The organism is Argonema galeatum A003/A1, from assembly GCF_023333595.1.
GTDB classification, from domain to species: Bacteria; Cyanobacteriota; Cyanobacteriia; order Cyanobacteriales; family Aerosakkonemataceae; genus Argonema; species Argonema galeatum.
On the sequence record NZ_JAIQZM010000017.1, the window covers coordinates 117259 to 133964 of the forward strand.

Consider the following 16706-nt stretch of genomic DNA (forward strand, 5'->3'; position numbering starts at 1 on the left):
CGCTTACCAACAAAGCTTGCTAAATTTACGATCTAAACAGGCATAATATAAAAAAGAAAGCATTGGTTAGGGGCAGATATAAATCTCCTTCAGGCCAGTTATTATTTGGAATCACAGATCTGCTGGATCGAAAAACTGTAAAAATTCATAACGAATGAGTTGACATAATGACAAATCAGATGATTCGCACCAGCCTGAATTTAGATGTGGAAGTCGCCGAATTGGCAGTACCCGGTTACTGGTTCACCGACCCCAAGATTTTTGCCCAAGAACGCGAGAGGATTTGGTATAAAAATTGGCAATTTGTGGGTCGGGAAGAACAGTTGGCTAATCCCGGCGATTACCTTAGCTGTACGATCGGAGATGAACCCATCTTACTTACTCGCACATCTTCTGGAAAGCTGCGAGCTATGTACAACGTCTGCCCCCATCGAGGTATGCGTATAATTGAGGGGCAAGGCAACTGCAAACGTTTGCAATGTCCTTATCACGGCTGGATATATAACTTGGAAGGTCAACTTCAAGCCGTGACATACCCAGAATCCTTTCCCAGTCTCGACAAATCGGCAATTGCCTTACCCAAGGTGCAAGTAGATAGTTGGTGTGGATTTATCTTTGTCAACCTTGACCCGGAAGCGCAGCCATTAAGTGAGTTTTTAGCAGGCGTTCCCCAACATCTAGAGCAGTATTCCCAGCCGTGGGAAACTTTGCGGATAGCGAATAAACTTACCTATGAGGTGCCGTACAACTGGAAGATTCTTTTGGAAAATTATATTGATGTTTACCATATCCCAATGGTGCATCCCCAAACGATCGCACCGGATGTTCAACTGCCAGGTTTTGTGAGCAGTTCCCTCAGCGGTATTCACTTGCTTCAGAAATATGACTATTCAGTGCCAACAGAACCTACTTATATAGCTTGGCTTTTTCCGAACACGACCATCCTAACATTAGAAAACTTTGTCTTAGTTTGGCAAGTTAACCCGATTAATCCTGAATTGACGATCATTGAAAAATTCTTTTGTCAGAGTCCAGAACAGATGGAGAAGTTTCCTCTGAAAATCGAGCGAGAAACTCCCTTACAATTTGCCAAGGTTTTTGATGAAGACACCTATGTCAACACCATTATGCAGCAGCAAGTTAAATCGAGAGCCTACAAATCTATTCAGCCACTCGCTCAAGGAACCGAATACGGCATATTTTATTTTCGCAAAACTCTGATCGAAGCGCTCAAATAAACCGTCTCTTCCGTACTTATTGAGCAGAGGAGCAGAGAGGCAGAGGGGCAGAGGAGAAGCGCGTTTCAGGTGCGTGAGGTATATAGAAACCCGGTTTCTTGAAGAAACCGGGTTTCTGGCCTGTATTTCATTCTACTGCAAGCCGCTGTAATACCAAATCCGGGATAAAAACCCCCATTATCCATAAGTTGGGTGAAGCATTGCGGTAGAAAGGCTTTGGTTAGGGGAATACACTTATTGCCGCAATGCTTCACCCCTACACTTCACACTATAAAGGGGGTAAATAACCCCGATTTGCTATAATATCACATCCGGTAGCATCGGTTGCCTAAAAAAAATTCGCCTTCTCATATCTGCGTTTATCTGCGTACCCTTCGGGAAGGCTAATGCCTCCGGCACGCTTCGCGAACGCCTACATCTGTCTTCATCTGCGGTAAAAATTTAACCAACGATGACAACAGAAAATTTTTAGATCTCGCGACCATTAACTAGACATTACCGCTCGAGATAAGCAAGCAATGGCTCCAAAAACGGTTGCATACCCCGATATGTTTGTGTTTCAGGAGGCATTTGTCGAATCACAGTTGCCAAATTTTTGCGATTTGTGGGATAATCCTTCAAAGCAGAAATTGGATCTACAAAAGACCTAATTGTAAATAAAATATCACCACTTTTTGGCAATCGTCGGAGAGTTTGATGCTCGGTTCTCAGCCACAGGTGTTCTCCGGCATTCTCAGCTGTAATAGCTTTCTCCCATCCTTCTGTTGGCTGATACCAAGCTATGACCAAAAGGGGGGTTGGCGCAATCCCCCAGGCAATTCTAGTTCCAGGACGATCGGGTTTTAGGCGTTCAAAATAGAGTTCCAGAGGATGCTTTAGTTTTTCGGGAAATTGCGGCACAGGGTGATGGATTTTGTATAGAGGGAGTCCAATCTTGTCAGGTACTCGCCAGAATAGAGGAAAAGTGGAGGATATTGCCTTTAGAACATGACCTTCTGAAGTTGGCTGCATCAGACATAAATCTTCTTGCACCAATTGACCGGCTAGAGCAATGGGAACATCCTCGTAGTCCGAAATTTCCCAAACTTGACCTGTCTTGAGGTTTTCTATTTTTGTGCCTTCTAATCGATAGTATTCTGGGAAGTATTCGAGCAGATGAGCTAACAACAAGTCTAATATTTCTTGTTGACCCGCTTCGCTCCCCGGTAGAGTAGCAACAACATCTGAGTAGCTTTCTTTTAGGCGTTGAGCTTTTAGGTTAAGTTCTGGGACAAAGTTTTCATCAATGTCAATCCAGTTTGACAATTGCAGAGCTTCTAGCCCAGACTTCATACTCCACGTTGCTCTAGCTATGTGAAGAGGAAGGTATTTAGGTACGCTCACGTTAGGCTTGGTTTTGTCAGACATTTCATTGAGAGAAGATTATCAAGAAAAGATAAAAAAAGTTAACGACATTAGCGATCAGCAGAAAATTTATCGATCTTTACGAGTAGCTTTACTAATAATATAATACCAATTCTGCCGACATTTAATTAAACGTAAAGATTCCGGTTAGGTGTGCGATCGAGCTACTAACTATCGCGGGGACAAACCTCACCCAAGAGCCCCCTCTCCGCAACAGAGAGGGGGAGCAAGATTTCCCCCTTGCGTTGGGGGGCAGGGGCAAAGGGGGGCAAAAAATCAATTCGCCTAGAAACTGAAGCTGGTTCTGATTACGCCAACAATCACATCTGGGTTGCGCTCGTCGTGATTCGGGGCTGTCAGCCAGAAGACGCCAGGGGTAATCGTAATATTTTCGCTCACCTGATAGTTATAGAATGCTTCAACGTGAAAGCCGACATCGCGATCGTTCCGCTGTCCAGGTTCTAAACCGATCGCAGAAGCCAGCGCCGCGTTGCTAGTCCCAGTCAGCCTGGGCTGCATCCCAAAGATTATGCCAGCTGTGTTTCCCTTTTTACCCACATCGTAAAAAACAAAATCCGCATCAAATTGCCATACCTCAGCATCTCCCTTCGTACCTTGGCCCAAAGCTCGCGCCTTGGAATAAGCGATCGCGCCACCAAACTCAAAACTTGGCGTAAATCGATAGAAAGCACCGGCAAACAAAGTGTTAGCAATCACAGGCCCTGCCCCAACCACTCTGGAAGCGTTACTACCGGAAAACGTATCAATCCCAAACGCAGGGGAGTAGCTGTTCATATACGAACCAGAAAACCTAAACCGACCGAGATTAATCACCGGGCGGACAGAAGCAGAGTAGCCAGCCTTGAACAGTCCCGTACCAGGGTCTTCTGTCTTGAAATCCCTTCCCAAAGAAAAGTCCACAGTAAACCAGCGAGCAATCTGCCATTGCAAACCAATCCCTGTCTGCTGATTCACCGGGTAAAGCAACGGAGCCGTTTTACCGAAGTACGATACCGGACCGTTAGACAGACTGTTCAACCCCGTGATGGGTGCCGAGAGAATCCTGTTGCTGGCAAAGGCATCAAAAGAAATGGCCACTTTGTCGTTGATCGGTAAGCGGTATTGCAATTGGCTGAGGCCAATATCGTTATCCCCAAACCCATATACCTCAGCACCTGTGATCGCAAGACGGGCTTCATTTGTGGTGCCGATCGAATCCGTGGTCGGGAATCGGGTCGCGGTGTCAAATCTTTTGAGATTTGACGCTTCTAGGCCGACTATCAAGCTGTCTTTACCCGTGAAGCTGGTCAGGAAGGTGAGATAGGTTTGATAGCCATAAGTGGCGTTATTGACTGGGCCAGCATTTTCGCCAAACGCATCTCCAAAATACGTCGTTACCAGACCGCTAAGCTTGGTGGTAGTAGAAAACTGCTGTTTCTCTATTCTTGCTGCACGTGCTTCCAGGGCGTCTACGCGACCCCGCAGGGAAGCAAGTTCGGCAGCAAACTCTTCTTGCAGTCTTTGCAATGAGTTCAAGTCTTCTTTACCAATACCTTGCGGTAGCGTGGCAATCAATTCTTGAATTCGATTCAAGCAAGAATTTAACCCAGCCGCAAATTCGTAGCGAGTCATCGCTCGGTTACCGCGATAAGTAGCATCTGGATAACCTTCAATACAACCATATCGCTCAACCAGAGACTGTAATGCTCCAAACGCCCAATCTGTTGGCTGCACGTCTCTGAGGCTGGAGACTGAGGTCACCCTTGCCATCGGGTCGGTTTTTTCTGATGATTCAGAAGCGGGGGTATTGCCTAAGACAGGATCGGTTCCAATATTCTGATAAGGTACTTCCACAGAAGCAGCTGGATCGGGTAAAGGGGTTAGCCCTTCGATAATTGAAGGATCTCCAGCCATTGCACCCTCAGACCCCAGCAGCCCACTGCTGAAGACGGTTACAATGGCTACCAAAGTTTTGCCAAAGAGTTTAGCCATAGTTGCACTGATACTCACACCACAATAAATCTGTCTGTTCAAGAAAACTTTCCCAAAAATCAGCCTCTGGGTCAAGTAGGCCCAAATTTGATTGCTTATAGAGTCACTTGAGAGGCTACCAACTTTACATTAGGATATTAAAAATGTAAATATAACAAAAAATTGCCGGACTGTAATTTTTTAATTGGTAGGAAAAGTAGGTTTTTTTATTGGTTACGACCAACTTTCAAGTTCTTTGCCAGTTTCGGTTGCTTAACTTTCTATAGCAATCCTTCACGAGTTGTGAGAAAATATTTGGGTGTAGCGGTCAAGCTTAATCTCGCCTGATTATGCTGGCTTTGCATTAACCGCTGCGATCGGCTAAAGCGATCTATTGGCATCTGCTTAAGAACTTGCTGGATTGTCTTGGTTTATACTAGCTACTCTTCTCCAGTAATATCCTTAACCTGAGTCTGCGGTAGATTAGGCTGGCGAAACCCCTGTTGAGGAACAACCTAAAGTTAGGTGGCACAACTATACTCGGCACAATAGCCGCGTGTGAAACTGGAATTATGCTGCCGTGCTATACTCCAACATAGAAATCTGACTTTCTCTCACCACTTACTTAGCCATAAATCTCTGTCAGTCACTCCAGTTGTCTTGAAAAAATACTCAGCAAAAACAATGAATATAGTAGAAGTAAAAAACAAATATTGCGATTCGACTATTTGGAATAGTGTTTCCCCTCGGAAAACAGATGTAGTCATTGCTTCTTGCTACAAGTCAGGCACAACCTTGACTCAACAAATCGTTAATCTACTACTTAATGGCGACAGCGATCTGAGGGGATATAAATCTATACACGAATTAAGTCCGTGGGTAGAATACAATCCTGACCCAACTTTCGCCTCGTTAGAAGTAAAACTGAACCATATAGAGAACTTACCAGAGTCTAGATTTCTCAAGACTCACCTACCTTTTGACGCTTTGCCATATAATCCAGAAACAAAGTACATTTATCTGGTAAGAGACGGAAGAGACGTTGCCCTGTCCCTATATAATGCTGGGGGAGGTTACGATCCCAGCTTGTACGAAGAAGAGAAGGTGGAAGAAACCTTTCCAGAGTTTTGGGATAACTGGCTAGAAACAGGAAGACATTTATGGCCTCTTTGGGAAAATATACTTAGTTGGTGGCGGGTTAAACACCTTCCAAACGTGCTTTTGGTTCATTATGCTAACTTAATCAGCGATAAGCCAAAAGAAGTCGAAAGAATGGCTGAACTTCTAGGTGTAAAAATGGATGCAGCCAAAAAAGATCTTGTTTTGCAGGAGTCTTCGCTAGAATACATGACAGAAAATTGGGAGAAATTCCAGTCGCCAGGATTTCTTCCGAAAAGATTCTTCGGGAAAGGTAAAAATGGGCGTTGGAAAGATTTGTTACCTTCGGAAAAGATTGAGAAATATGAGGTTTTTATTGTGGATAAATTAGGGATTGAATGCGCCAAATGGGTGAAAGACGGAGGGTATTTGCCGGGATTAATTCAACAAGCATTAGATGATGCCATAGAAGAGGCAATGACTCCTGAGTAAAGCCTATGTTTATCTGCGTGTTAGCAGTAAAATAATACTGTTTAATTTGGTGAAAGAACGAGGTTATCGATCGCACCTCTTCTAGGCCAAAGGGTCAGCAGTTGTCAAGTTGAACTAATCAAATCCCCTCTTATTAGGAGCAAAAAGAGAGATTACCCTATGAAGAACCGAGTTTCAAAATTTATCCTGCTAGTAGCTTTCTCCTCCTTTTCCTTGATAGCCTGTTCAATTGCGAGAAAAAGCTCGCCAGCCCAAACCGAAACTGCCAAAAAGAAAGGGCCGAATATTGTGCTACTGATGGCCGATGATATGGGCTATTCCGATGTGGGTGCGTTTGGGAGTGAGATTCCCACTCCGAACATAGATACCTTAGCAAAGGGCGGCATGAAGCTGACCAGATTCTACGGTGGGGCTGCTTGCTCCCCTAGCCGCTCTATGCTGCTGAGCGGAGTGGATAACCACCAAGCTGGTCTTGGTAGTATGGGTGAGGATTTAACCGATCGTCAGAAGGGTAAGCCGGGATATGAAGGCCAACTTAACGATCGGGTTGTAAGTGTCGCCACAGTATTAAAAGATGCTGGCTATCACACCTATATGATCGGCAAGTGGCACCTGGGTCACGATGCAGCCCATGTCCCCGCAGCTAGAGGCTTTGAGCAATCATTTGCCTTGATCGACGGTGCCGCGAATCATCTTAACCAAAGGGGATACAGCCCAGGAAAACCCGTAGCGACATACAATAACAACGGTAAAAATGTCAACCTACCCCAAAACTTTTTCTCCGCCGATTTTTATACCAACAAGCTCATAGAGAATATCAATCAGAATCGTGGAGATGGCAAACCCTTCTTCATTTATGCTGCCTACACCTCGCCCCACGATCCCTTGCAGGCTCCCCAGCAATACATTAAGAAGTATATGGGCAAGTATGATATTGGCTGGGATCGCATTCGCGAACAGCGTTTCCAACGCCAGAAGCAACTTGGCATCATTCCCAATAATCTACAATTTCCCGCCAGAGCAGCTGGAGTTCCTGCCTGGAATAGCCTCACCCCCGAACAGCGGCGGTACAATTCCAAGCTGATGGCTATATATGCAGGGATGGTTGACAACCTGGATGGCAATATTGGCCGACTAATTGCTCACTTGAAGAGTATCGGCGAGTACGAGAATACCATCTTCGTATTTATCTCCGACAATGGTGCGGCGGCTCACAATTTTGCCAAGGGACATAAGGAATTTGAGGACTGGTTTAAAAAGGAGAAAATCGACAACCGCTATGAAAACATAGGAAATACTAACTCCTTCGTCAGCTACGGCGCGGGTTGGGCCGACACGAGTGCAACTCCCTTCTTTGGTTTCAAGGGAAGAGTTTATGAAGGCGGTATTCGCATACCAGCCATTTTCTACCACCCTGGTGCTATTAAGCAGGGAACCAAAAGTGCTGCGTTTGCTTCCGTGATGGACATGATGCCCACGTTCTTGGATTACGCTGGGGCTCAGCATCCAGGAACCAGTTATCAAGGTAATCCCATTATTCCTCTCCAAGGGCGTTCTCTGCGTCCTTTATTGGAAGGTACAGCTACTCGCATCTACGGTGATAACGATCCTATAGGTTTCGAGCTGTTCGGCGATGGGAACAGGGCTTTGTTCCTGGGAGACTGGAAAGTTAGCAAAATCAACAAGCCCTATGGGGATAATCAGTGGAAGTTGTTTAACATTACACAAGACCCCAGAGAATTAGTTGACTTGTCCAAAAAGAATCCAGACCAGTTAAAAAAAATGATTGCTTTGTACAAGCAATACGAAAAGGATAAGGGTGTTGTCTATCGTTCTGATAACGAAGACCAAGTGTTTGACCTGGGACTCTAGCTGCCGCTACGCGGAAGTCAAAAGTCAAAAATCCTTTGAGTGTCAGGCATTTAACTACTTCTTTCCTGGTGAGTTATTTCTGCCGCACTGCACTAGCTGCCGATCGGATCGAAGGGAGAAAAAAGTCATTAGTCAAGAGTCCTTAGTTTCGATCTTGACTAATGACTAATGATTAATAACTAATGACTAATGTCTTTAAGAAACGAAACATCTCATACCCACACAAGAAGTGAAGATCGTGAGTAACCCCCAAACCAAATCACCAATGATGGCTTTTGTCGAACTGACAAGTAAGCTTTGGCTTACCCAAGCGCTAAACATTGCCGCCAAACTGGGTATTGCCGATTTGTTGACGACAGAATCCAAGAGTGTTGATGAACTCGCGCAAGCTACCAACAGTCACGCTCCTTCACTATACCGAGTGCTTCGCTGCCTCGCTAGTGTTGGTGTGTTTACCGAAGTTGAGCCATATCAGTTCGCACTTACCCCAATTGCTGAATATCTTCGCAGCGATAATCCTTATTCCTTCCGCGACCAAGTTTTGATGCACTGCGACGACTGGCATTGGCGAAGCACAGGGGAGATGTTTCGCGCTGTCAAAGATGGTAAACCTGCTATACATCACCTTTATCAAGTAAATAGCTATTGGGAATATTTAGTAAAAAATCCTGAGTCTCAGGCGCTGTTCGATCGGACAATGTTGGCTGCTGCTAGAAACTTTCACGCGCCGTTCATCAAATCTTATGACTTTTCCGATAATAGCAAAGTTGTAGATGTCGCTGGTGGCAGAGGATCGCTAATATCGGCGATTCTCAAAGCAAACCCGCACCTGAAAGGCGTTCTCTTTGATATGCCACAAACTGTTGTTGAAGCAGCCGAGTTTCTAGAAAAGGAAGGGGTGATCGATCGCTGTGAAAGAGTCGGAGGAGATATGTTTGAATCTGTACCGACTGGGGGCGATATTTATACTTTATCCTTCATTTTCATTGACTGGGATGATGATAGTCTGATAAAAATCCTCAACAATATCCGCAATGCCATAGCAAAAAATGGTAAGCTGCTGGCGATCGATTCTATTGTTCCTCCTGGTGATGAATATAGTTGGATAAAATGGGTAGACTTGGATGAGCTGACCATAAGCTATGGAGGCCCGCGCACTGAGAGCGAATTTAGAGAACTGTTTGAGAAAGCAGGTTTTCAGTTGCAACGGATTTTGACAATGGAAACTCCCTGTAGTGTGATGGAATTGGTTCCTATTTAACAGGACTTACGCAAAAACTTTCTCCCCCAATTCTGGGGGGGATAGGGGGAGAAAGGTGAAGAATCCGAATAAGGAAGAGGAATCTGCACTACGAGAGCCGCAAGAAATCATGGATGAGATCGCGGCACTGGACGCAGAGAGTGCAGAAATTTTAGCTGGAATTGGGGGAATGTTATGCGGTCGATAGGCTGTATTGGCTTGCTTTGGGTTTTAGAAGTAATTTGGGAGAGTTGACTATGAAAAACATCAAAATCATTGTAGAAAAGCACTCTGACGGCTATGTTGCTTATCCATTGGGAATTCAGGGGATTGTAGTGGGTGAAGGTGACACCTACGAAGAAGCCTTAAATGATGTTCGATGAGTAAGGAGATAAACAAATGACGCTAGCACCTACAGATTAAGTCATTCATTGTCATCAATGCCAGCACTTTGTGTTTATACTAACTGCGCCAATAGCTGTCACCTTAGCGGCTCGATAAAATGGTTTTAGTTCGGTTACTCTTGTGCCTGGATATGAACGAGCATGAGTTCTGGTCAACCCTAGTAGAATGCCTGTTTCATCCAAAAATACGAGATTTTCTGGCTCGATATGTTTGATTTTTTACCAATACTCGACTCTCAATTTTTGGACTCTTTCTGTCGCCGCTTGGCTACTATACCAAGTTTTTTTTTCCGATTTAACCCTAATTTTTGCAAACAGCGACACATTGCCGATTTACTCACCCAATTTCCCGTTTTAAGTGCAAATAATTCACATAACTCGGCTATTGTGGCATCTGGATGAGCTGCTACTAATGCTTTGACTTCTGCGGAAGCAGAAGTCAGGTAACTAAATTGTGGCTTTCCCGTCTGTTTGGGCTGTAGATTTCCCTCTGTTCTTTGTTGGTTTACCAGTTTTTGGACTAAACTTTTACTGACAGCAAAATTGGTGGCTACTTTCCTGATTGACATCTTTTCTACCAAATGTGCTACCACTATTCTTTTTCGGAACTCAAGTGAATATGCTTTCATTAGCTTTGGCTACAAAATGATATTTTATTGTACCTCATAACAGCGCAAAGCGCTGTAAGTGAAATTGGCGGCAAAGTTTTTACTGGACTATTTGGATCGCTTTTGCACAAATCTGACTATATTTCCGATGGTATTCCGATAGTTAATCCGGCAAATATCGAAGACGATAAGATTATTCCGATTCCGACTCCGCAATGGCCGAGAATAACTGGGTGGCTAGTTGAGAGATAAGATGATTGTAATCTTGTTTCATGGCCGTGTCCTGAAAACGACAATATGAACAGACATTGCCATATTTCTCAGTTTTTGGCCCGAAAATTTTTCACCTCCGTGTGGTAGTCACTCTTCAATGGCTGTCCACAGAACCAGCGTACACAATTGTGGCCACAGGAGTAAATCTTCTGTGGCCACAATTGTGATGAATATAATTCTGATTTTTATTATATTTATAACCAAAAATCAGTGGTGGCTCGCCCGCTCCTCTTCTACCAACGGGTTTTGACCACACCCCTCTCCCTCAGATGGTTCAATTGTATTAATCTCAGTTCGGAAAAGCGTTTCCTCCTCTGCATTCAAGCGCAGATAAGTGTCAACAAACCCGGAAATCAAACGCATTCGCGCTCGATCGAGCTTTAAAGTAGCCATCAAGCGCAGACATTCCAATTTCACTCTGGGCCGATCGCTCGGCGCTATCTTCATTTTTGCCATCAGCGCACTAGCTACTGGATTTGGGTAATTCAGCTAAATCGCGCCAATTGAGGCGATTTAGCTGAATTACCCGGTAATTGAACTCCAGCACCTTAAAATCGGGAAAATCAACCCGATGGGAAGTTGGCTCTTGACGTTGTGGCACATCGTAGGAAAATAAGGCGATCGGATAACCTGGCAGAGCGTGTTTCTCGTACAAACGGGCAAAATAACGAAACATCCGCCTGCTGAAGTTGCCCCGCGCTTCCGATTGATGTTCGGTATGAATCAGGAAAAAGGATTCTTCGCCCCGAAAGCGCACTTTCGCCACTAAATCGGCTTCGTATTCTTCCCCAGCGGTAACATCGGTAAAAATTTCCTTGTCCAGAAATGTCAGCGTGTCCCGATCCAGATACGCCGCCACATCCGGGAAAAATAAGTCTATAAAGTCGGGAAAGAAAGTAGTAAGCAGTTCCTTAAACAGTCGATCGTGGTCTATCATCGGCAGATGCCATAGCCAGATGCCAAAATCTTACACCTGTTAAACGATCGATCTTCTCCCACTCTCCCACTCCCCCACTCCCCCACTCCCCCACTCCCCCACTCTCCCACTCTCCCACTCCCCCACTCTCCCACTCCCCCACTCCCCCACTCTCCCACTCCCCACTTCCGTGCATCGGCCATTGGCAAGATACAATAAATCCAGCAACAGTTCTCAACTAAGACACGCGAGGAGAACACAGACGCATGGGCAAAATAGTCGGCATTGACCTGGGGACAACTAACTCAGTAGTAGCCGTCATGGAGGGTGGCAAGCCGGTTGTTATTGCCAATGCCGAAGGTATGCGGATAACTCCCTCCGTGGTTGGTTTCAACAAAGAAGGGGAACGCATCGTCGGACAAATGGCGCGGCGGCAAGCAGTCCTCGACCCGCAGAATACGTTTTATGCGGTCAAGCGGTTGATTGGGCGCAATTATGCAGAAGTCAATCCAGAGTCAAAGCGAGTGCCATATAACATTCGCAAAGACGAAAACAACAGCATAAAAATCAAGTGTCCCCGCCTGAACAAAGAATTTGCCCCGGAAGAAATCTCGGCAATGGTGCTGCGGAAGTTGGCAGACGAGGCGAGTCGCTACCTGGGGGAAAAGGTGACGGGGGCCGTAATTACGGTTCCGGCCTATTTCAACGATTCTCAGCGACAGGCAACGCGGGATGCGGGGCAAATTGCTGGGCTAGACGTGAAGCGAATTTTGAATGAGCCAACGGCGGCGGCTTTGGCTTATGGACTCGATCGCCGCGAAACTCAGACTATCTTAGTATTTGACTTGGGGGGCGGTACGTTTGACGTATCTATCCTGGAAGTGGGAGATGGAGTTTTTGAAGTCAAAGCGACTAGCGGCGATACTCAACTGGGCGGTAATGATTTTGATAAGAAAATAGTTGACTGGTTGGCAGAGGGGTTTCTGGAAAAGGAAGGTGTGGATTTAAGGCGCGATCGCCAAGCTCTCCAACGCCTCCTCGAAGCCTCCGAAAAAGCTAAAATTGAGCTTTCGGGCGTTACCGTCACGGACATTAACTTACCATTTATCACCGCTACGCAAGAAGGCCCAGTACACCTGGAAACCACTCTGACTCGTTCCCAATTTGAAAGTCTCTGCACAGATTTAGTCAGCAAACTTCGCCGTCCCGTCAAACGCGCTCTTTCCGATGCCAGCCTAAATCCGGCTCAAATTGATGAAGTGGTATTAGTCGGCGGTGGGACGCGGATGCCGATGGTGGAACAGCTGGTTCGCAGTTTGATTGACAAAGAACCAAATCAAAATATCAACGCCGATGAAGTGGTTGCTGTAGGTGCGGCAATTCAGGCCGGTATTTTGGCGGGAGAACTCAAAGATGTGCTGCTATTGGATGTAACTCCTCTGTCTCTGGGACTGGAAACGATCGGCAGCGTGATGAAAAAAATCATTCCCCGCAATACCACAATTCCAGTGCGCCGTTCCGATATCTTTTCTACTGGAGAAAACAATCAAACTTTGGTAGAAATTCACGTACTTCAAGGCGAACGGGAAATGGCGGCGGATAATAAATCGCTGGGACGGTTTAAGCTGTTTGGCATTCCCCCTTCGCCGCGAGGAATACCCCAAATTCAGGTATCTTTTGATATTGATGCCAACGGTATTTTGCAGGTAACAGCTCAAGATAAAAGCACGGGTCGGGAACAGAGTATCACGATCCAAGGAGCCTCTACCTTAAGCCAGGATGAGGTGGCCCGGATGTTGCAGGATGCGGAAGAATATGCTGATGCCGATCGATTAAAGCGAGAACGCATTGAGAAACGCAACCGCGCCGAATCTCTCATTACTCAAGCGGAACGACAACTCCGAGAAGTATCGCTCGATTTTGGGATGCAGTTTGCCAACGAATACCGCTATCGCATTGAAAGCGTGAGCAAGGAACTGCGCGACTATTTGGCCAAAAATGACGATCGCGGGATCGATCGCGCCCAGGCAGACCTGCAAGACGCCCTTTACGAGTTGCAACGGGAAATACGCCTGCGCTTTAGTGAGGAAGAAGATGACTTCTTTGGGTCAATTCGTCGGGCCTTCTCAGGAGACGATCGCGAGGAAGAACGCCCATACTACCCCAGTCGCGATAACGATCGCCCTTACTCCGGCGCGGGAAAAGGTCAGTCTTCTCGCCGCAATGATTCTGAGAGCATAGGCTATGGTAAGCCGAGCAAAGTTTCCGAAAGTAAAGATTGGGATGACGATGATGATGATTGGTTGTAATTGGTCAAAGGTCATTAGTCATTGGTCATTAGTCTTTAGTCATCGGACATCTCCTTTCAAAGAATGTAGAGACGTTGCATGCAACGTCTCTACAAGGGTTACAGGTAACGCACCTTTAATTTCTGGAGATGTCTATTAGTCATTAGAAACTAATCAAGGACTTTTGACTATTGACTTTTGACTCTTGACTGTTGAGTATTGACAAATAAGTATGCAAAATTTTCGGGATTACTACGAGATTCTGGGCATTGCTAGAGATGCCTCGGCGGAGGAAATTAAGAAGGTATATCGGCGGTTAGCCAGACAGTATCACCCGGATCTGAATCCGGGAAACAAAGCTGCCGAGGAGAAATTTAAAGATATTGGTGAGGCTTACGAAGTTCTCTCCGATCCGAGTAGGCGATCGCAGTACGATCAGTTCAGCAACTTCTGGAACAGGAGAGGGTTCCTCAACAGAAATGTTCGCCAGCCTAAAACCTGGGATAATCGCACTAATGGCGATCGCACTAGCACGCAAGATTTCGATTTCAGTCAGTTTGGCGACTTTAACAACTTTGTCGATCAACTGCTGGGACGCCGCAAAGAAAGCCGGGTGGCAACAGCAGCGCCTCCTTCCAGTAGCAGTAAGGGGATCTCAGCCGATGCCTTCCGTCCCGGTAGTACGAAGACGACATATACAATTTCTGCTCGTGCCAATCGTAAAGATATAGAAGCGCGACTGACATTACCCTTAGAAAAAGCTTATACTGGAGGTTTGGAACGCATTCGCCTAGAAGATGGGCGATCGCTAGAAGTTAATATGCCAGGTGGCATGGTCACCGATCAGCGCATCCGTCTTAAAAATCAAGGCGTCGAGGGAGGCGACCTTTACCTAATAATTACAGTATTGTCTCATCCCTTTTACCAACTAGAAGGTTCGGATATTCTCTGCCACGTACCAATTACCCCCAGCGAAGCAGTCTTGGGAGGACAAGTACAAGTGCCAACCCTGGATGGTCGAGTTAAAATGACAATTCCACCAGGAGTTAAATCTGGACAAAGATTGCGTCTTGCCAATAAAGGATATCCTGGGGATGATGACGAACGGGGCGATCAGTTAGTGGAAATTCAAATAGTTGTTCCCAAAAATCCCAGTCCGCGAGAACTGGAACTGTACGAAAAATTGCGGCAGATTGAAACGTTTAACCCCCGCGCCGATTTACCAGTGTAAAGATAAAAGATTCTGATGATACAGTGTGTGGAGTGAGTACCTTAGATGCCTACCGATGCCCAACCCAGAGGCTTATAAGCTGCTACGCAGCTAAATTTTACAGTCAATTTAATAGACATCTCCTTTCAAAGAATGTAGAGACGTTGCATGCAACGTCTCTACGAGGGTTACTTAGCGATTATTTCAGGGAACAAGAACAGGCAAAAACCTATTCTCCTATTTTTGAATATCCTAATTTTGAATATTTGGAGGCGGAAGGCGATCGGGATATTGGCTAAACTTTAGCAGACTATAGTCTTTCCATTTGAGATGTAAACAATGGTAGGTTGGGTTACGACGCGGTAATTAACTTAATAATGCTCACAGATACGTCTTTTCCCGCGTCGTAACCCAACATTCACTATTAAATATGTGTTCAGGACTCATTGGAAAACGCTATATTCTGAAGAGACGGAGAATAGGCACTAAGCTAGTTGAATATTAAGCCTGTGAGGGTGAGGGTGTGAATGGGGTATTTTTATTGTTGATTTGAGGAATTATCCTCGATTTTACGCTTACTCGTTTGTTGTTCTTTTTCACGCAAGAATTCAGCAAAATCTCGTACTTCCGCTAATTTTACTTCTGGAAGTTCATCTAAAATGCTCTGCAAGTGCGTCTGCAATCCTACTGTCTCGCTGGCGGGTTTATAGAGTTGCAATTGGTGGCAATAAACGGTTTCAACACCAATTGTTTCTACAAAAGATTTCGGTTCTTCTGGGGTTGCTGGTACAAAATTTTCCTGTGCGTCATATTTCACCCAATCCCCAAATAGTTCTACCATGTAGGCTTCGCCATTTTTAAAGACCTCAACAATTGCTCCTATTGTTCCTATTGCCGCTGTTCCCCCATCAGTGAGTGGGATTTCTTCTGTAAGTTTTACCGAATCAAAAATTTGAAAACGCATATTTATAACCCTCCTAATCTATCGGGGACTGCTGTGACAAACCGAGCGATATCTTCATTAAATAGGATAATCCAGACGGTGCGAATTCGTCGTGATATGCCGTTGGGTCTGGTAATTCGGACGTAAGCGCGGAAACGTTCCCCATATTCATTAGTATCTTGGGGTTGCAGCATCTCCACCGATACGGCTGCTAAAATGGCATCTTGTATGGCTTCTGGCGACTCGAAACCCAGTTCTGAACGCCAGAAATTTTGTTTGTCGCCTCCTTCTCCGGGTTGACTGGCACGGTTGAAGAGGTATTGCGCTTTACTCAGAGGAAATTCTAGGCGACTCGCTAGGGTCATAGATGCTGCATAGGGGAAAGTTATGCGCTTTTAAGTTTTGGATTTTATGATAGCACAACGCGATCGCACTACTCTGTTTCTATAGTCCGCGTACCAACCGAATTTCGTTTGTGTAGTCGCAAATTCTATTCATCAGGGCTTATATCATGTCCGGTTACATCGGCATTATCTGTGGGAATCATTGGTTAAATTTAACCGCAGATGAAGACGGATGAACGCAGATGAACGCAGATAAGAGTGGGAATTTTTTATAGAACCGATGCTACCGGACATGATATTATTACCTTGTGGGAATTGCGTTACTCTTTTCGGGCTACAAGATTATGTAGGGGCGAAGCATTGCGGAATTAACGTTTCGGTTTTGAGTTAAGATTAATTCCGCAA

At 45.4% G+C, this 16706-nt stretch carries 16 protein-coding genes; 8 read left to right on the forward strand and 8 right to left on the reverse strand.

The genetic code is table 11. The annotated features are described in order from the left end of the window. Positions 1–167: 167 nt before the first annotated feature. The gene (locus LAY41_RS18460; RefSeq protein WP_249101150.1) at positions 168–1238 is read left to right on the forward strand and encodes an aromatic ring-hydroxylating oxygenase subunit alpha; all 1071 of its coding nucleotides are present in this window, start codon (positions 168–170) and stop codon (positions 1236–1238) included. A 495-nt stretch (positions 1239–1733) separates the two neighbouring features. Here the strand turns inward: LAY41_RS18460 and LAY41_RS18465 are convergent, their stop codons facing one another. Next, the gene (locus tag LAY41_RS18465) at positions 1734–2570 is read right to left on the reverse strand and encodes a heme-dependent oxidative N-demethylase family protein (protein WP_249101153.1); all 837 of its coding nucleotides are present in this window, start codon (positions 2568–2570) and stop codon (positions 1734–1736) included. Positions 2571–2927: 357 nt separating this feature from the next. Continuing rightward, positions 2928–4634, reverse strand: a complete 1707-nt coding sequence (locus tag LAY41_RS18470) for an iron uptake porin (RefSeq protein WP_249101156.1) — start codon at positions 4632–4634, stop codon at positions 2928–2930. 663 nt (positions 4635–5297) lie between these two features. Between LAY41_RS18470 and LAY41_RS18475 the strand changes: the two genes are divergently transcribed. The 5 genes from LAY41_RS18475 to LAY41_RS32345 all read left to right on the forward strand — a co-directional run bounded on the left by LAY41_RS18475 (position 5298) and on the right by LAY41_RS32345 (position 9698). Beyond that, complete coding sequence (locus tag LAY41_RS18475) at positions 5298–6203, forward strand: sulfotransferase domain-containing protein (protein WP_249101159.1); 906 nt, start codon at positions 5298–5300, stop codon at positions 6201–6203. Between the two features lie 159 nt (positions 6204–6362). Further along, positions 6363–8075, forward strand: a complete 1713-nt coding sequence (locus LAY41_RS18480) for an arylsulfatase (protein ID WP_249101163.1) — start codon at positions 6363–6365, stop codon at positions 8073–8075. A gap of 238 nt (positions 8076–8313) precedes the next feature. Beyond that, positions 8314–9336 carry an acetylserotonin O-methyltransferase gene (locus LAY41_RS18485; RefSeq protein ID WP_249101166.1) on the forward strand — a complete coding sequence of 341 codons (1023 nt, stop codon included), beginning with the start codon at positions 8314–8316 and terminating at the stop codon, positions 9334–9336. Between the two features lie 55 nt (positions 9337–9391). Beyond that, complete coding sequence (locus LAY41_RS32340) at positions 9392–9523, forward strand: hypothetical protein (protein WP_275974237.1); 132 nt, start codon at positions 9392–9394, stop codon at positions 9521–9523. A gap of 49 nt (positions 9524–9572) precedes the next feature. Further along, on the forward strand, positions 9573–9698 hold the full coding sequence (locus tag LAY41_RS32345) for a hypothetical protein (protein WP_275974238.1): 126 nt from the start codon (positions 9573–9575) through the stop codon (positions 9696–9698). A gap of 257 nt (positions 9699–9955) precedes the next feature. Here LAY41_RS32345 and LAY41_RS18490 read toward each other — a convergent pair whose 3' ends face one another. From LAY41_RS18490 to LAY41_RS18500, 4 genes are all read right to left on the reverse strand, one after another. After that, positions 9956–10288 carry a helix-turn-helix domain-containing protein gene (locus LAY41_RS18490; protein ID WP_249101167.1) on the reverse strand — a complete coding sequence of 111 codons (333 nt, stop codon included), beginning with the start codon at positions 10286–10288 and terminating at the stop codon, positions 9956–9958. Between the two features lie 519 nt (positions 10289–10807). Further along, complete coding sequence (locus tag LAY41_RS32635; RefSeq protein ID WP_338023014.1) at positions 10808–11047, reverse strand: hypothetical protein; 240 nt, start codon at positions 11045–11047, stop codon at positions 10808–10810. A gap of 16 nt (positions 11048–11063) precedes the next feature. Continuing rightward, positions 11064–11537: an Rpn family recombination-promoting nuclease/putative transposase gene (locus LAY41_RS18495; RefSeq protein ID WP_338023015.1), complete on the reverse strand. Its 474-nt coding sequence runs from the start codon at positions 11535–11537 to the stop codon at positions 11064–11066. Beyond that, a complete protein-coding gene (locus LAY41_RS18500; protein WP_249101170.1) occupies positions 11512–11754 on the reverse strand; it encodes a hypothetical protein in 243 nt (80 codons plus the stop codon). The genes LAY41_RS18495 and LAY41_RS18500 overlap by 26 nt, the downstream gene beginning before the upstream one ends. A 28-nt stretch (positions 11755–11782) precedes the next feature. On the opposite strand from LAY41_RS18500, the gene dnaK reads away from it, so the two are divergent. Together dnaK and LAY41_RS18510 are read left to right on the forward strand one after the other, a co-directional pair. Further along, positions 11783–13825 carry a molecular chaperone DnaK gene (gene dnaK / locus LAY41_RS18505; RefSeq protein ID WP_249101173.1) on the forward strand — a complete coding sequence of 681 codons (2043 nt, stop codon included), beginning with the start codon at positions 11783–11785 and terminating at the stop codon, positions 13823–13825. 211 nt (positions 13826–14036) lie between these two features. After that, positions 14037–15035 (forward strand): DnaJ C-terminal domain-containing protein, encoded by a 999-nt coding sequence (locus LAY41_RS18510; protein ID WP_249101176.1) that lies wholly within the window; start codon positions 14037–14039, stop codon positions 15033–15035. A gap of 517 nt (positions 15036–15552) precedes the next feature. Here LAY41_RS18510 and LAY41_RS18515 read toward each other — a convergent pair. After that, entirely contained in the window at positions 15553–15978 is a 426-nt protein-coding gene (locus LAY41_RS18515) for a DUF2281 domain-containing protein (RefSeq protein WP_249101180.1), read from the reverse strand. Positions 15979–15980: 2 nt separating this feature from the next. Further along, on the reverse strand, positions 15981–16322 hold the full coding sequence (locus LAY41_RS18520; protein ID WP_249101182.1) for a DUF6883 domain-containing protein: 342 nt from the start codon (positions 16320–16322) through the stop codon (positions 15981–15983). Positions 16323–16706 lie beyond the last annotated feature (384 nt).